Genomic DNA, 15,232 nt, shown 5'->3' on the forward strand with positions numbered 1-15,232 from the left:
TATTAAGGGAGGGAGAAAAAAATGATACAAGCTACAATGAATTTTCCATAAGAACTTTTCGTTTTACAATTCACCTAGTCTGAAAAATGTTCAAAACGAAAAAAGAGCAAGCTTTTCAGCTTACTCTTTACTTATGACGTCGGTTTTTCCCGCCAATCGGAATTGGCTTCGCTAAATATTTAATTCGTTCCATAATACGTGCTGCTTTCATTTGTTCTGCTTCACCACGCTGTGTATACGTTAAATGATGTTCCAATTCCTTGAAATCAAAGTTAGACGTAAAGAACGTCGGTAAGTTTTCTAACATACGGAATTGCAAAATTGCACCAAGCACATCGTCACGCACAAAGCTTGACATCGCTTCTGCTCCGATATCATCTAGCATTAAAACTTGTACGCGTTTCACCGCATCAATCTTTTCCCCAATCGAATTATCTTGAATCGAACTTTTAATTTCACGTAAAAATTCAGGGAAGTATACGAGCATCGAACTTATTTTCTTTTGAGCAAGTTCATTCGCCATTGCTCCTAACAAATATGTTTTCCCTACACCAAATTTACCGTACAAATATAAACCTTGTACTTTTTTACCAGGTTCATATGTACTTAAAAATTCATTAGCTGCACCAATTGCATCAATACGCGCATCTAAATCTGAAGGATCTAAGTTTTCCATCGTTGCCTGTAAAATGTCAGTTGGCATATATACACTTTGAACGAGTTTTTCATATTTCTTTCTCTCGTCATACGCTACTTTTCTAACGCAACGATCGTATTGAATATCAATCATCTTCCCTTGGATAACGAGCTTTGGCTCATATCCTTGCAGCATATTTTTACACGAACCTAGATCCGGACAATCTGCGCAACCTACACTTTGTCCAATATATTCGTATAACTTCACAAGGCTGCGCTCAATCATAGAAGTTGTTACTTCACCTTGATGTTCGTCTATAAATTCTTTCACACGCGGATGTGCCATTACTTCCGCCTTTAATACTTCATATCTATTTTTAAAATTTTTATTTTCCATTAACTTTGCAAATGAATTTTGAATATGCTCCATTTTCTCACCTCAAAGAGCGTTCATTCTCTTCTATTAATCACGCTTATATTTTTTTAACACTTCTTCTAGTCGTTTTCGTTCATCATCTAACGTACTCGCATCTTTTTTCTTACTTACATCTTTCTTCACTGTTTCTTTCTCTTGTTCTTTCGGCTCTTCTTTCAGCCAATCTGGTACCATTTCTTTTCGTATCGTTTTCTTCGACGTACGGCCTTTTTTCTTCGTCTCAGCCCATTCTTGATATTGACGATTTTCTTCTTTCGCTAACGCCATTGCTTCAGCTACTGTACCGACCTTTTTACGTGCCCAATGCCCAGCAATTTTCTCCACATACGTTTTCGCAAGCTTCATATCTGAGCGTAGCATAACGTAATAAATAAGTACATTCACAACACCTGGCGTTAATTTTTGATTGATCATTACATCTTCAACGATCTGCAAGTCAGCCTTTGTCGCCTCTGCACCACCAGAGATTTCTTTCAATAGTTGTTTTGGTGAGATTTCCTCTAACTGTTTGATTAACATCTCTTCTTGCGTAGAAGGCTCTTTCCCTTTCATCATACGTGCAGCGTGAGGCTGTACCCTTTCACTTAATACAGGTAACGCTTGACCGTTTTCGAACTGATACCAATCACGTGCTCCTTTTCTAAGCCTTTCGATATCAATTGTCTGCATCTCTGTCACCGTACCAAGAACGATATTTTGCATCGATAACACATCTACATCGTACACGTAAGCAAGTGTAATGACACATTCCCGCACTTGATCTGTAATCGCCTTTTTAGGGACAAGAGCGGACAAGCCATCTACAAATAAGGAGAAATCAAAGAAATCATTCCAAACTTTCGGAGCGTCTCCCTTCTCGTTACTTGGCATAACTGTCGTTTTTGGAATACGAAGATCTTCTTGCGCATGCTCAAGCTGTCCTGGATTAAACGAACCAAACACATCATTGAAAGAACGCGTAACATTCTCATAAGAAACAAAATCAAATTCTTCTTCTAAGAAATATTGCTTTACTTGATTATATTTTGTCCTACTCAATCGATTGTATAAAAAGATGCTTAACACAATATCATCAAAAAATTGCTTCGGAGATAAAGGTGGTTGCAATTCGTATATAAACATTCGAATATCTTTTTCTTTCTTAATATATACCTTCAAAAGCCCAATTGCCTCTAACTTTACTCGTTCCTCATATATTTCGGGAAGCTGCATTTGCATGGTCACCATAAGGGAATGATGTGTATTCTCTTTTCCAAACACACGATCTTGCTCTAACTCTCCCCATAGCGTCATGTACAAGCTAAAAGCTCTACTACCTACTAACGGCTGATACAACATCGTTAACACTTTTCGGTCGTAATTATGCAGTAACCCTTTCGCACTTACTTTATAACGATCAATTGGCAATAGCTCCATCCATGACTGTTTTTCCATTCTTGCTTTTCCTTTCTCTCATCCAATCTATCCTCTACTTCATTCGTTCTATCTTCATTATATAATTTCTTAGCGAAAAAGAGCTATTAGCTTTCGCTTCTAGCTCTCTTATCTCATTACTTACGGTATGTAAAGAGAATAAAATACAGCTTCTACTCTCTTTCTTTTTGCAGTATATCTTTTAATTCTTCAATAAATACATTTAAATCTTTAAATTGGCGATATACAGAAGCAAAACGCACGTAAGCAACATCATCAATATCACGCAGTTCTTCCATAACAATTTCACCAATCATATCACTTTTCACTTCTGATATACCTAAATTACGAAGTTCACGTTCCACACTTTGAGTTACTTCTTCCAATTGTCTTAAAGATACTGGTCTTTTTTCGCACGCTTTAATTAAGCCGCGCAAAATCTTTTCTTTATTAAACTCTTCTCGTGTGCCTTCTTTTTTTACAACGATAAGAGGTGACTCTTCTACTCTTTCAAATGTCGTAAAGCGACTTAAACAACTTTCACACTCTCTCCTTCTTCGAATAGAGCGCCCCTCGTCTACTGGACGCGAATCTAACACTCTTGTACCATTATGAGAACAGGATGGACAACGCAATATATTCACTCCTTTACACTATACTCTTTATTTTTTCTCTACTTACTTCATCTGACAATATATATACAATATTATATAACTCATTCTAACTCTCTTACCACTTTAAGTTTAAGCACATTATTTTATCATCTCGTTTTCAAAAATAAGATGGTAGATGTGGCGCTAACTTATTCATAAGAGCTCAATTTATTAACTAACGAGTACGTTATATTTTTCCTTTTTTATAAACTAAAAAAGAGGTGCATTATACACCTCTTTACATTTTAAATCAATTATGTTCTTTTTTAAAGAGCTTTTGTTTCTCTCTGCTTAATTTCGAAGCTACCAGTGCCTCGAGGAAGCTCGATGCTCTCACGCGTTTTCGCGTTTAAACCTTCTGCAATATATTCTGCAGCAACATTTGGATCAATACGATCCCCACAAGTATAAACATCAATACTTGCGTAACCGTGCTCCGGAAAGCTATGAATTGTTAAATGTGATTCCGAGATAATTACTACTCCACTTACACCTTGTGGTGCAAATTTATGGAAAGCAACCTCACGCACTTCAGCACCGGCTCTCAGTGCTGCATCCACAAATAATTGTTCAATATACGGCATGTCATTAAGCTTGTCGAAATCACAATCCCAAAGTTCAGCGATTACGTGACGACCCATCGTATCCATAGTATCCATTCTACAGTTCCCCCTTGTAAATTTATTCTAACTGTTCGAATTGAAAACTAATTTGCAATTTGGCTTGCTCCACTACCACGGGGGAAAGTTAGTCCAGAGAGGTCCTAACCCTTTAAGTAGTGACTACGTACCTCAGCTCTTAAGTTTACGAGTGTTAGTATACTTTGTTTATTTTCATTTTGCAACAACAGTTTTTTCGATTTTCTGTCATATTTTCCTCTTTACTTTTCCCTAAAAAAAATAAACGATTCACAAATACAGTAATCACAACGTTTCGTGGTATGTCCACTTTCAAAAATATACTTATATAATTTTTTTCCTTTTCAGAAAAAAATAAAAAAAAGAAGGCAAATATCCACTTGCCCTCTCCCTTATTCACTTAAATATGTTGCACATTTTTTTGTTTCGCTAATTCGTCAACAACTAACGTTACAAGATCTACAACACGACGAGAGTAGCCCCACTCGTTATCATACCAAGCAAGTACTTTCACTTTACGATCACCCATTACCATTGTAGATAAACCATCAATAATAGCTGAGTGTGTATTTGTATTAAAGTCAATAGATACTAAAGGCTCTTCGCTGAATTCTACAATGCCTTTTAACGCACCGTTTGCAACAGTTTTGAATGCTTCATTAATAGCTTCAACTGTCACATCACGCTTTACATCTACTACTAAGTCAACAAGAGACACGTTTGGCGTTGGTACACGAAGTGCCATACCATGAAGTTTTCCGTTTAAGTGCGGAAGAACTTTTGCAAGCGCTTTCGCGGCACCTGTCGTTGTCGGAATGATCGATTGTCCGCAAGCACGTGCTCTTCTTAAATCTTTATGTGGGTTATCAATATTTTTTTGGTCATTTGTATAAGCATGAACAGTTGTCATTAAACCGTTTTCAATTCCAAACTGCTCATCTAACACCTTAACAACAGGCGCTAAACAGTTTGTTGTGCAAGATGCATTTGAAATAACAGTATGTTTTGTAATATCTAATTGGTCTTCGTTCACACCAACTACAATTGTTACATCTTCATTCTTACCAGGCGCTGTTAAAATAACTTTTTTCGCTCCAGCTTCAACATGAAGAATTGCTTTTTCTTTTGAATTAAATTTACCAGTTGCTTCAATTACAACTTCAACACCTAGATCTGTCCAAGGCAATTCCTTTGGATCGCGGTTGTTTAAAAGGCGAATCATTTTCCCATCAACTAATAAGTGATCTTCAAATGCTTCTACTGTTCCGTCAAACTTGCCGTGAACTGTATCATATTTAATTAAATGTGCTAACGTTTCAGATGGATAGCTTGCATTGATTGCTACAATTTCGAATGCGCTTTCTTTTATTGCCTGACGAAATACCATTCTCCCAATACGTCCAAATCCATTAATTGCCACACGAGTCATAATATGTTATCCCCCTTGAATGCGTTATACTATTTATCTCCAATCCCAATAATAGTATAACACAAAAAGGGGATATGTCACTAAGCATTTTCATTAATTTCACAATTTTTTAGTCAATAATGTTCCAATTCTTTAAAATCACCTGCAATTGTGTTTTCGTTCCCATAATTGTGCCATCATTATTGATTACTTCATCTGCATTCTTCACTTTTTCTTCTAACGGCATTTGAGATTGAATACGAGCTGTTGCTTCTTCTTCTGAAAAATTATTTCGTTTCATTAAACGCTCTAATTGTATATGCGGCTTAACTGCTACAACTAAAACACGGTCAACGAGACTTGTTAATTTGCTTTCAAATAAGAGAGGAATATCTAACACAACCGCTTGCATACCTTCCTTTATGTACATTTCCTTTTGTTTATTCATTCCCTCACGCACTGCAGGATGAACAATTTTATTTAACTGCAATCGTTTTTCTTCATTATAGAAAACGACACTTCCTAATTTTGGACGATCCAGTTCTCCATCTTCTTGTAATACTTCCGTTCCAAACACTTCTACTATTTTGTTATATGCTGGTTTCCCTCGCTCTACAACTTCTCGCGCGATAATATCTGCATCAATAACTGGTATACTCAGTTCACGAAACATTTGAGACACTGTACTTTTTCCACTTGCAATGCCTCCCGTTAATCCAATTACTACTGTCATCATAATCCTCCTCACAATATAAAAGGCGCGAAACTAATGTTCCACGCCCATACTTACATTTTCCAAATTCCAATAATAATGAGTAATACCCCAGGCAGGAATGTAAATTTTTGTAACCATTTCATATTCGATAAAACCGTTCCAAGTTTCATTCCAATAAATAAAAACAAAGAACTCATAACCGCAACCAATATTGCCATCATAGCGGGCGCATACCCTAATAAAGATGCACCAATTCCAGCACCGAACGAATCTATAGAAAGAGCGATACCAAGAAGTAACGCTTCTCCTGCAGAAATGGTGCCTGATTTATCAAAATCTGCAACAGTCGGTTTCCGTAAAATTTGAATCACTAGCCCGAGCGAAGCAATTTCTAATTTCCAAACCTTCTCCTCTTGCTTTGGTTCTTCTTTTTTCTCACTTCGAAAAAATTGGTATAATACCCAAATTCCTATTCCAATAAGAACAAGCCCACCGATACGCGTTGCGATAACAGGTGAAAATATTTTCGCGATCATATGTCCAATTCCCATTGAAACAAGCATAACAGCCGCTGAACACATTCCGATAATTATAATTGATCTTAGTGGAATTCTTACGCTTCTTAAACCATATGTTAGCCCTACACTACAGCTATCTAAGCTTAATGTAAAAGCTAATAAAATAAGAGATAAATAAAGGTACATCGGTAAGCTCCTCCCTTATACATAGCCCTGCTGTATGTATATGACAAATGCCTATCCGATGTTATCTCTTTTCTATATTCTCGGCTGACAAATCGGGCAGTAATGCGTTCCTCTTCCGCCAACAACTGTTTTTTCTAATATCGTACCGCAAGTTACACACGGTTCTCCCTTTTTTCCATATACATTTAGAAGTTCTTGGAACGAACCAATTTGCCCTTGCGAGTTGATATACGTTCGAATTGTACTTCCGCCACGCTTCACTGCTTCGCCTAACGTTGTAACAGTCGCCTCATAAATTCGTTCAATTTCTTCTGCTGTTAAAGACGAAGCTTCTCGTTCCGGATGAATTTGAGAACGGAATAAAACTTCATCTACATATATATTTCCAAGCCCTACTAAAAGACGCTGGTCTAATAATACGACTTTTATTTTACGATTGGTCTTTTGCAATCTTTCTTGTAAATACTGCGGTGTCAATTCAGCATCAAACGGCTCCGGACCTAAGTCAGCAAGAGGCATTTGATTCAATTCTTCACCTTTCTTAAAGAGATGCATCGTACCAAACTTTCTCACATCTTTATAATGTAATTCAGTTCCATCTGTAAATAAGAAACGGACGTGCGTATGCTTATCAATTAGTTCACCCTCTTGATGCAGTAAAAACTTACCTTCCATACGTAAGTGTGAAACAATAACATAATTCGTTACATATAAAAGCAAAAACTTTCCTCTTCGCTTTATACTTTCAATCTTCTCGCCTCTTAGCATTTCTTTAAAAATTTCTGCATCATCCGGTCGTTTTACTATTTTCGGATAAGTAACAATGACATCTTCAATTGTTTTTCCTGTCACAAGATTTTCAAGTGTCCGTCTGACGTTTTCAACCTCTGGTAATTCAGGCATTTCATCACTTCCTTATTTTGCGTCGTACCAAGTTGGACCGTAAGAATAATCAACTTTCAGCGGAACTGCGAGTTCAATTGCATGCTCCATTACTTCTGGTACAAGCTTCTCTAATTTTTCAATTTCTTCTTGTGGTGCTTCAAATATCAATTCATCGTGTACTTGCAGAAGAAGACGAGCTTGTAATCCTTCTTCTTCTAAACGATCTGCCATAATAATCATCGCTTTTTTAATAATATCTGCTGCAGTACCTTGAATTGGTGTATTCATAGCTGTACGCTCAGCAAAGCTACGTAAATTGAAATTACGACTCGTAATTTCCGGAATATAACGGCGGCGATTTAATAATGTAGCCACATATCCTTTTTGTTTCGCATCTTTTACGATGTCACTCATGTAATCTTGTACACCAGGGAAGCTTTCTAAATACTTTTCAATAAATTCCGCTGCTGCTTTTCTTGTAATTCCTAAGTTTTGTGAAAGACCATAATCACTAATACCATACACAATTCCGAAGTTAACAGCTTTCGCTTGTCGTCTCATATTTGAAGTTACTTCATCTTTTTCAACGCCAAATACATCCATCGCTGTTTTCGTATGAATATCCATATCATGTTGGAACGCGTCAACTAGCCCTTTATCATTTGCAATATGAGCTAATACGCGAAGTTCAATTTGTGAATAATCTGCCGCGTACATAATCCATCCTTCTTCTGATGGAACAAATGCCTGACGAATCTTTCTTCCTTCTTCTAATCGAATCGGGATATTTTGCAAGTTCGGATCCGTTGAACTTAATCGACCTGTTTGCGTTAATACTTGATTGAAACGAGTATGGATTTTAGATGAATCTTCATGTACAACTTTTAATAAACCTTCAATATAAGTTGAATTTAGTTTCCCTAATTGACGATAATGTAAAATGTTTGGAATGATTTCATGACGATCCATAAGCTTTTCTAGTACATCAGCTGACGTAGAATAACCTGTTTTCGTCTTTTTAATAACTGGTAAGTTTAAGTTCTCAAACAGAATAACACCAAGCTGCTTCGGTGAATTAATATTAAATTCTGTTCCCGCAAGCTTATAAATTTCCTGTTCCATTTCCTTTAATCTACCTGCAAGTTCTTCTCCCATATTACGAAGACGCTCCGTATCAACTTTTACACCTTTTACTTCCATATCAGCTAATACACGCGCAAGTGGTAATTCTAACTCTGTAAACAGTTCATATTGCTCATTCTTTTGTAACTCTTCTACGAATGTTTGCTTTACATCATATAATACGTGCACTTTACGAGCTACATGCTCCGCTACTACTTCTAGCTCTGGAACAGCACGCTTCGCACCTTTTCCATAAACTTCTTCGTCGGATTTCACAGCATGTGTTTCTTTCATTTTTGCTACAGTACGGAAATCTTTATCCGTATCAGCCGGGTCAAGTAAATAAGCAGCGATTAATAGATCAAAGTCAATCCCTTGCATATCTATCCCGTTCCATTTAAGTGCAACGATTGCGCGCTTCGCATCAAATGTATGCTTTCTCATTTCTCCATCTGCAAGCCACTCTTTAAAAGCGTCTGACTTAAGAGCAATGTCTGTTTGAATAAAGTAACAGCCATTTTCATTTTGAATACCAAAACCTTGAATGTCCGCTCTATGATAGTTATCTTCTTGTACTTCAACGATAAGCGCACTATCTTGCTGAAGCATTTCTTCTGTAACTTCCTCCACAATGTCAAATGTAATATCATCTAATTCAGCTGGAGTCGTTTCTTCTGGCGTAACACCTAATTTATTTAAGAGGGATGTAAATCCTAAATTCTCGAACATCGGAATCACATCACTTGCTTCATACCCTTTATACTCCATATCATCCACATGCACTGTAATCGGTGCATCTGTAATAATAGTTGCAAGATCTTTACTCATAAGAGCTTGATCTTTATTTGCTTCTAGCTTTTCTTTTAATTTCTTCCCGCTTACTTGATCTATATTTTCATACACTGCCTCGACCGTTTCAAACTGTGTTAACAATTTAATCGCAGTTTTTTCACCAACTCCTGGTACACCTGGAATATTATCTGACTGGTCTCCCATTAAACCTTTCATATCGATAATTTGCTTTGGTGATAAGCTGTATTTCTCAAATAAAGCTTCTTTCGTATATTCATCCACTTCTGTAATCCCTTTGCGTGGAATACATACGAGTGTATTATCTGAAACAAGTTGCAGTAAGTCTTTATCTCCTGAAATAACTTTTACATGAAACCCTTGTTCACTCGCTTCTTTCGCTAACGTCCCCATAATGTCATCCGCTTCATAATTTTCTAATTCATAACGCGGTACGTTGAATGCATCAAGCATCTCACGAATAAACGGGAATTGCTCTGATAATTCAGGTGGAGTCTTTTGACGTCCTCCTTTATACTCACTATACGTTTTATGACGGAATGTCGTTTTACCCGCATCAAACGCTACTAACATATGCGTTGGTTTTTCTTCCTCTAATATTCTCATTAACATCATTGTAAAACCGTAAATTGCGTTCGTATGTATACCTTTGTCGTTATTTAAAAGCGGTAGTGCAAAGAAAGCACGATACGCGATATTATTACCATCTACTAATACGACCTTTTTTTCCAAACCAGAAACCTCCCCATACAAATTTGAAATGATTTTTTTCACAGAAAAAAACCGTTCCTTTCCTCTCTCTATATTAACATGACTAATAGAGAGAAGAAAAATAACGGCTATTTTCTATCATATATACAAACGTTTACTAACATAAAAGGGAAGTGACGAGAACAGCATAACTATTCTCGTCCAAAATTACTCCTTGGATGAAGGGGTTTTCATGTATTATATTAACAGACCTTTATTAATATTTAATTAAGCCATTGTTAATATATTGTAAACATCCTTCATCCTATTTTTCAGTTGCTGATTTTGGTAAAACAACTGTAAATGTTGTCCCTTCCCCAACTTCACTATCCACTGTAATCGTACCGTGATGTGCCTCAACTAAATGCTTTACAATCGATAATCCAAGGCCTGTACCACCAGTATTTCTACTTCTCGCTTTATCCACTCGGTAAAAGCGTTCAAAAATACGCGGAATTTCATCTTTACTAATACCAATCCCCGTATCTGATACTTTTATATAAGCATTATATTTATCTTCTGCTAATTCTACAGAAACAACGCCTCCAGCCGGCGTATATACGATTGCGTTATTCATTAAATTAATAAAGATTTGCTTTAAACGACTTGGATCTCCAATGACCGAGACTCCTTTTAGCGCATTTACTTGTAAAGAAATTTCTTTTTCTCCTGCTTTGTTATCAAGCACCATATGAATGTCTTCAAGAAGTCCCTTCATATCAACGGTCCCCATACTCAATTTAAATCCTTGTTGCTCAATCTTTGATAAATCTAATAAATCTTCAATTAACCCTTGCATGCGTTCACTTTCTTTTAAAATAATGTGCAAGAAATGTTCGCAGAATTTTTTATTATCCATCGCTCCATCCAAGAGCGTTTCTGAAAAACCTTTAATAGAAGTAATCGGTGTCTTTAGTTCATGAGAAACATTCGCTAAAAAGTCTTTTCTCATTTGTTCTAATTTCTTTAGCTCAGTAATGTCATGGAATACAAGGACAATCCCTTTCCATTCATGGTTCGTCCCGATAATCGGTGCTCCATATACTTCGAAATGCTTTCGCTCAATTCCAAGCGGCAGCAACATTTGTTTACGCACTTTCACTTCTGTCATAAAGATTTCTTCCACGAGCTCTATAATTTCTGTATGATGAAACGACTCATAATATAAACGATCTAAATATTCTTCATCTGTTACGTGGAAAGTCTCCTTATAAGAACGGTTTACAAGGTTTATATAACCGCGGCTATCAATTAAAATCATTCCGCTTCCCATATTTTCAATTAACGTATGCAGACGATCTTGTTGCATTTCTTGCTCAAGTGTCATCTCTTGTAAATTACGGGCTAAAATATTAATCGCTTTACTCAGCATTCCCGTTTCATCCGAATGACTTTCATAAGCGCGTGCTTTATAATTTCCCTTCGCTAATTCGATAGCAACTTTCGTAACGGATTCAATCGGCCTAATATATTGCCCTGTAATTTTCATACCTAAAAATACGACTACGAGACAAGCGATAACAAATCCGATAATTAATAATCCCCACGTTTTTTGATGAACAGATTTCAAAGGCTCAATTGTACTTTTTACCAAAATGTACCCTTGTTTTCCTGCTACATCTTGAACGAACACCGCATGGTAAAATTCATTATTCTGCTCTGTTTCTTTCGTAATGACTTTATTTCTTTGTTTCGTTGTTTCAGAAGTAAGTTCTTTAATTATCCCTTGGCTAAAAGCAGACTGTTCTCCTCCGCTATATTGAACTTTCTTTTTTTCATCTACAAATGCAATAGAAGCCTGTATTTTTTCTTCTAACTTTTCAAATACATATGGATTTTTTAAAACATCATCAAAACCCTGTTCTTCTGCTAATACCGCAACATACTCTGTCTCTTTTACCATTCTCTCTTTGGCATGATCTATATAGTAGTTTTCAAACACGGTTTCCAGTAATAAACCTAGTCCAACTAAAATAAAAACAATAAGAGAAACAAATGTAAAAAGAAGCCTGGAACGAAATTTATTCATCCCCTTTTGGCTCCTCTAATTTATATCCTAAACCACGTATCGTTTTAATGTACGTCGGTTTTTTCGTATTTTGTTCAATTTTATCGCGCAAATGGCTAATATGAACGTCAACAATTCGTGTATCACCAGCAAAATCATAGTTCCATACAGCACTTAATAATTGATCACGTGTCAACACGCGACTTTTATTTTTCGCAAGATAAACAAGTAGTTCAAATTCTTTTGGTGTTAATTCAAGCTTTCTTCCTTGGAAATAAGCCTCATAAAATTCCGGCAAAATTTTAAGTTCAGCAATTGTGATGCTCTCTTCATCTGACGCTTCTTTCACTTGTTCTTCTTGTTGTAATTTCGTGCGGCGCAGAATTGCCTTCACACGCGCAACAACTTCCCTTGGGCTAAATGGCTTCGTCATATAATCATCTGCCCCAAGTTCAAGACCTAGCACCTTATCAAATTCATCATCTTTTGCTGTTAACATTAAAATAGGCGTCATAACGCGCTGCAATCGTAATTCTTTACACACTTCCATACCATCCATTTTCGGAAGCATTAAATCTAATATAATTAAATCTGGGCGTTCTGTTGTCGCTTTTTGAAGCGCCATTTCTCCATCCATCGCTGTTATCACTTCAAACCCAGCTTGTTGTAAATTAAATTCAATTAAAGTTAAGATAAATTCCTCATCATCAACTACTAAAATACGATTGTTCATTCTTTTCCTCCAAGTTATAGACTTGAAACCTTCTTCATCCTAGTATTTTCCCCGTTATTCTCATCATACTAGAAAACAAGGTCCCTCTCAATATAATTGTCTATACATGGAGCTCATTTGTACTAACATTATTCCTAAAAACAATTCCACTCGGCTTAATTAACTTGTTGTTATCCATACTTTATACACTTCTATATCGTTATTAAACTCCACATTTGTATAAATATTAAATTCTCGATTTTGCGCTAACAAAAACGCAAGAGCATACGCTACTTTATAGTCTAGTGTTTCATATCCATCAAATACTCTTCCGTACATTTCATTCGCGACCCCATCTGCCCACACTTCAGCTTCTCTTATCGTTTCAAAAATAATGTCTTCTCTCTTCCACTTCACCTTAAAAACACCCCTTTCATTGACTTCAATTACCAATAAATATATTATTAATTTAAATATATAAATAAATATGATTCAGGAGGCTATTATGCGAGTATTACTACCTATTTTAACTTTAGTAGTAACATGTTTCCTTACTTTTAACGTACCAAGCTGGGATACGATTACAACAGGTTGTTCAGAATTTTCCGAAGGGTTTAAAGAAGGATTTTTCAACTAAAAATAGCGCTAGCCCCCTTATAGAAAGGTATGCTAGCGCTATTCATATTTTCATGTTTTAAAAATTATCTAATGCTTTTTCCATAATAGAAACCGATTTAAAAGGCGGTGTTACTGTTAAGGAACCTTTTACAACCGTTTCTCCTTTTTCATCATGAGCAGATACAAGCATATCAATTGTATGTTCCTCCTCAGAAACAGCCACAACTTCAAAGTGGATTTGTAACGTTTCATAATGGTGAACATGCTTCACGAACGTAAGGTCCTTCCTAGTAATATGACTGCCTGGACCTGGTAAATATTTCGTAACTGCCGTTGTAATCATTCCAGTTAGCATAATGCTTGGTACAATCGGCTTTTCATACGGAGTTTGGGATGCGTAATCATGCTGAATATATAATGGATTGGCATCATTCGTTAACCCTAAGTACAATAACAAATCTTTATCCTCAATTTTTTCAGTGATAGATAATTTCTCTCCTACTGTAATTTCATCCATTCTACGACCAATTTGAACTTTTTTCTTTAACATGTTACAACCCCCTCCGATTTTTTCACCTTATTATCCTACTAATAGCGATACCTTATCCGAAATTTACTATGATGAGGGCAATGTATAGTATATATCTATAGTTTCATTATAGGATACACCAAATGATAGCGTTTTCATATTATTTCAAAAAAACATTTGAATAAATAGTAGAAAAAGATTCGGGACCCCGAATCTTTTTCTACTTATATTTAATTATTAAACAAGAACCTTCATTACATTACGTACAGATTCTACAGAGCGATCTAACGCTTCTCTTTCATCTGTAAGAAGTTCTAACTCAATAATTTTTTCAATTCCGTTACCACCTAAAATTACTGGTACCCCTAAGTAAAGGTCGCTATAACCATATTCACCTTCAAGGTACGCAATAGCTGGTAATACACGGCGTTGATCTTTTAAGATTGCTTCTGTCATTTCAACTAAAGAAGCAGCTGGTGCGTAATATGCACTACCGTTTCCTAATAAGCCTACAATCTCGCCGCCACCTTTACGGGTACGTTCTACGATTGCTTCTAAACGCTCTTTCGGAATTAACGTTTCTAACGGAATGCCACCTGCATAAGAATAACGTACAAGAGGTACCATATCGTCACCGTGTCCACCAAGAACAAATCCTGTAATGTCTTTCACAGAAAGATTTAATTCCTGTGCAATAAATGTACGGAAACGAGCTGTATCTAATACGCCCGATTGACCGATAACACGTTCTTTCGGGAATCCTGCTTCTTTAAATACAGAATATGTCATTGCATCAACTGGATTTGTTAATACAACAATAATCGCATTTGGTGAATGTTTTGCAATGTCGCGCGTAATACTTTTCATAATTTTAGAGTTTGTTGCTACTAAGTCATCACGGCTCATACCAGGCTTACGCGCAATACCTGCTGTAATAACAACAACGTCAGAATCAGCAGTATCTGCGTAATCAGATGTTCCAATAATATTAGCATCAAAACCTTGTACTGGGCTCGCTTCTAACATATCTAACGCTTTCCCTTTTGTTGGATTTTCCAGTTGTGGAATGTCCACTAATACAACATCTGCAAGTTCTTTTTGTGCTAATAAGAATGCTGTTGTTGCTCCTGTAAATCCTGCACCGATGACTGAAACTTTCTTGCGTTTGATTGTCATAATTTACCCCCCGCTTTAA

Annotated in this window: 15 protein-coding genes; 1 reads left to right on the forward strand and 14 read right to left on the reverse strand. The window is 36.3% G+C overall.

Features of this window, described 5'->3' with window-relative positions; translation table 11 throughout:
* Window positions 1-127: 127 nt before the first annotated feature.
* The 12 genes from dnaI to J0835_RS22515 form a co-directional block, all read right to left on the reverse strand.
* Window positions 128-1,066 carry a primosomal protein DnaI gene (gene dnaI / locus J0835_RS22460; RefSeq protein ID WP_000400114.1) on the reverse strand — a complete coding sequence of 313 codons (939 nt, stop codon included), beginning with the start codon at window positions 1,064-1,066 and terminating at the stop codon, window positions 128-130.
* A 33-nt stretch (window positions 1,067-1,099) separates the two neighbouring features.
* Window positions 1,100-2,506: a replication initiation and membrane attachment family protein gene (locus J0835_RS22465; protein ID WP_087982313.1), complete on the reverse strand. Its 1,407-nt coding sequence runs from the start codon at window positions 2,504-2,506 to the stop codon at window positions 1,100-1,102.
* A gap of 152 nt (window positions 2,507-2,658) precedes the next feature.
* Complete coding sequence (gene nrdR, locus J0835_RS22470; protein WP_001203687.1) at window positions 2,659-3,120, reverse strand: transcriptional regulator NrdR; 462 nt, start codon at window positions 3,118-3,120, stop codon at window positions 2,659-2,661.
* A 284-nt stretch (window positions 3,121-3,404) separates the two neighbouring features.
* On the reverse strand, window positions 3,405-3,788 hold the full coding sequence (gene speD, locus J0835_RS22475) for an adenosylmethionine decarboxylase (protein WP_002003660.1): 384 nt from the start codon (window positions 3,786-3,788) through the stop codon (window positions 3,405-3,407).
* A gap of 388 nt (window positions 3,789-4,176) precedes the next feature.
* Window positions 4,177-5,205, reverse strand: coding sequence for a glyceraldehyde-3-phosphate dehydrogenase (locus J0835_RS22480; RefSeq protein ID WP_000198978.1), 1,029 nt, complete (start codon window positions 5,203-5,205; stop codon window positions 4,177-4,179).
* Between the two features lie 109 nt (window positions 5,206-5,314).
* Window positions 5,315-5,917, reverse strand: coding sequence for a dephospho-CoA kinase (gene coaE, locus J0835_RS22485; protein WP_087982315.1), 603 nt, complete (start codon window positions 5,915-5,917; stop codon window positions 5,315-5,317).
* 53 nt (window positions 5,918-5,970) lie between these two features.
* On the reverse strand, window positions 5,971-6,603 hold the full coding sequence (gene ytaF, locus J0835_RS22490; protein ID WP_000281739.1) for a sporulation membrane protein YtaF: 633 nt from the start codon (window positions 6,601-6,603) through the stop codon (window positions 5,971-5,973).
* A gap of 72 nt (window positions 6,604-6,675) precedes the next feature.
* Window positions 6,676-7,506, reverse strand: a complete 831-nt coding sequence (gene mutM / locus J0835_RS22495) for a DNA-formamidopyrimidine glycosylase (protein ID WP_087982317.1) — start codon at window positions 7,504-7,506, stop codon at window positions 6,676-6,678.
* Between the two features lie 12 nt (window positions 7,507-7,518).
* Window positions 7,519-10,152: a DNA polymerase I gene (gene polA / locus J0835_RS22500; protein ID WP_140386899.1), complete on the reverse strand. Its 2,634-nt coding sequence runs from the start codon at window positions 10,150-10,152 to the stop codon at window positions 7,519-7,521.
* Between the two features lie 283 nt (window positions 10,153-10,435).
* Window positions 10,436-12,199: a sensory box histidine kinase PhoR gene (gene phoR / locus J0835_RS22505; protein WP_001032126.1), complete on the reverse strand. Its 1,764-nt coding sequence runs from the start codon at window positions 12,197-12,199 to the stop codon at window positions 10,436-10,438.
* Complete coding sequence (gene phoP / locus J0835_RS22510; protein ID WP_001065222.1) at window positions 12,192-12,911, reverse strand: two-component system response regulator PhoP; 720 nt, start codon at window positions 12,909-12,911, stop codon at window positions 12,192-12,194. Before phoP ends, phoR begins: the two co-directional genes overlap by 8 nt.
* A gap of 159 nt (window positions 12,912-13,070) precedes the next feature.
* Window positions 13,071-13,307, reverse strand: a complete 237-nt coding sequence (locus J0835_RS22515; protein ID WP_087982321.1) for a hypothetical protein — start codon at window positions 13,305-13,307, stop codon at window positions 13,071-13,073.
* An 88-nt stretch (window positions 13,308-13,395) separates the two neighbouring features.
* On the opposite strand from J0835_RS22515, the gene J0835_RS22520 reads away from it, so the two are divergent.
* Window positions 13,396-13,527 carry a hypothetical protein gene (locus tag J0835_RS22520; protein ID WP_087982323.1) on the forward strand — a complete coding sequence of 44 codons (132 nt, stop codon included), beginning with the start codon at window positions 13,396-13,398 and terminating at the stop codon, window positions 13,525-13,527.
* A gap of 57 nt (window positions 13,528-13,584) precedes the next feature.
* Here the strand turns inward: J0835_RS22520 and J0835_RS22525 are convergent, their stop codons facing one another.
* Both J0835_RS22525 and mdh read right to left on the reverse strand, forming a co-directional pair.
* The gene (locus tag J0835_RS22525; RefSeq protein WP_000914190.1) at window positions 13,585-14,058 is read right to left on the reverse strand and encodes a MaoC family dehydratase; all 474 of its coding nucleotides are present in this window, start codon (window positions 14,056-14,058) and stop codon (window positions 13,585-13,587) included.
* A gap of 216 nt (window positions 14,059-14,274) precedes the next feature.
* Window positions 14,275-15,213, reverse strand: coding sequence for a malate dehydrogenase (gene mdh / locus J0835_RS22530; RefSeq protein WP_000153236.1), 939 nt, complete (start codon window positions 15,211-15,213; stop codon window positions 14,275-14,277).
* Window positions 15,214-15,232: the final 19 nt, after the last annotated feature.

The sequence above is a fragment of the Bacillus cereus group sp. Sample62 genome (assembly GCF_036851315.1).
GTDB classification, from domain to species: domain Bacteria; phylum Bacillota; class Bacilli; order Bacillales; family Bacillaceae_G; genus Bacillus_A; species Bacillus_A wiedmannii.

What these genes read in the sequence shown, in the direction of transcription:
- ytaF (WP_000281739.1), bottom strand. Translation starts at nt 6,603, where the DNA reads ATGTACCTTTATTTATCTCTTATTTTATTAGCTTTTACATTAAGCTTA.
- J0835_RS22525 (WP_000914190.1), bottom strand. Translation starts at nt 14,058, where the DNA reads ATGTTAAAGAAAAAAGTTCAAATTGGTCGTAGAATGGATGAAATTACA.
- phoR (WP_001032126.1), bottom strand. Translation starts at nt 12,199, where the DNA reads ATGAATAAATTTCGTTCCAGGCTTCTTTTTACATTTGTTTCTCTTATT.
- J0835_RS22520 (WP_087982323.1), top strand. Translation starts at nt 13,396, where the DNA reads ATGCGAGTATTACTACCTATTTTAACTTTAGTAGTAACATGTTTCCTT.
- mutM (WP_087982317.1), bottom strand. Translation starts at nt 7,506, where the DNA reads ATGCCTGAATTACCAGAGGTTGAAAACGTCAGACGGACACTTGAAAAT.
- J0835_RS22465 (WP_087982313.1), bottom strand. Translation starts at nt 2,506, where the DNA reads ATGGAAAAACAGTCATGGATGGAGCTATTGCCAATTGATCGTTATAAA.
- dnaI (WP_000400114.1), bottom strand. Translation starts at nt 1,066, where the DNA reads ATGGAGCATATTCAAAATTCATTTGCAAAGTTAATGGAAAATAAAAAT.
- J0835_RS22480 (WP_000198978.1), bottom strand. Translation starts at nt 5,205, where the DNA reads ATGACTCGTGTGGCAATTAATGGATTTGGACGTATTGGGAGAATGGTA.
- speD (WP_002003660.1), bottom strand. Translation starts at nt 3,788, where the DNA reads ATGGATACGATGGGTCGTCACGTAATCGCTGAACTTTGGGATTGTGAT.
- mdh (WP_000153236.1), bottom strand. Translation starts at nt 15,213, where the DNA reads ATGACAATCAAACGCAAGAAAGTTTCAGTCATCGGTGCAGGATTTACA.
- coaE (WP_087982315.1), bottom strand. Translation starts at nt 5,917, where the DNA reads ATGACAGTAGTAATTGGATTAACGGGAGGCATTGCAAGTGGAAAAAGT.
- phoP (WP_001065222.1), bottom strand. Translation starts at nt 12,911, where the DNA reads ATGAACAATCGTATTTTAGTAGTTGATGATGAGGAATTTATCTTAACT.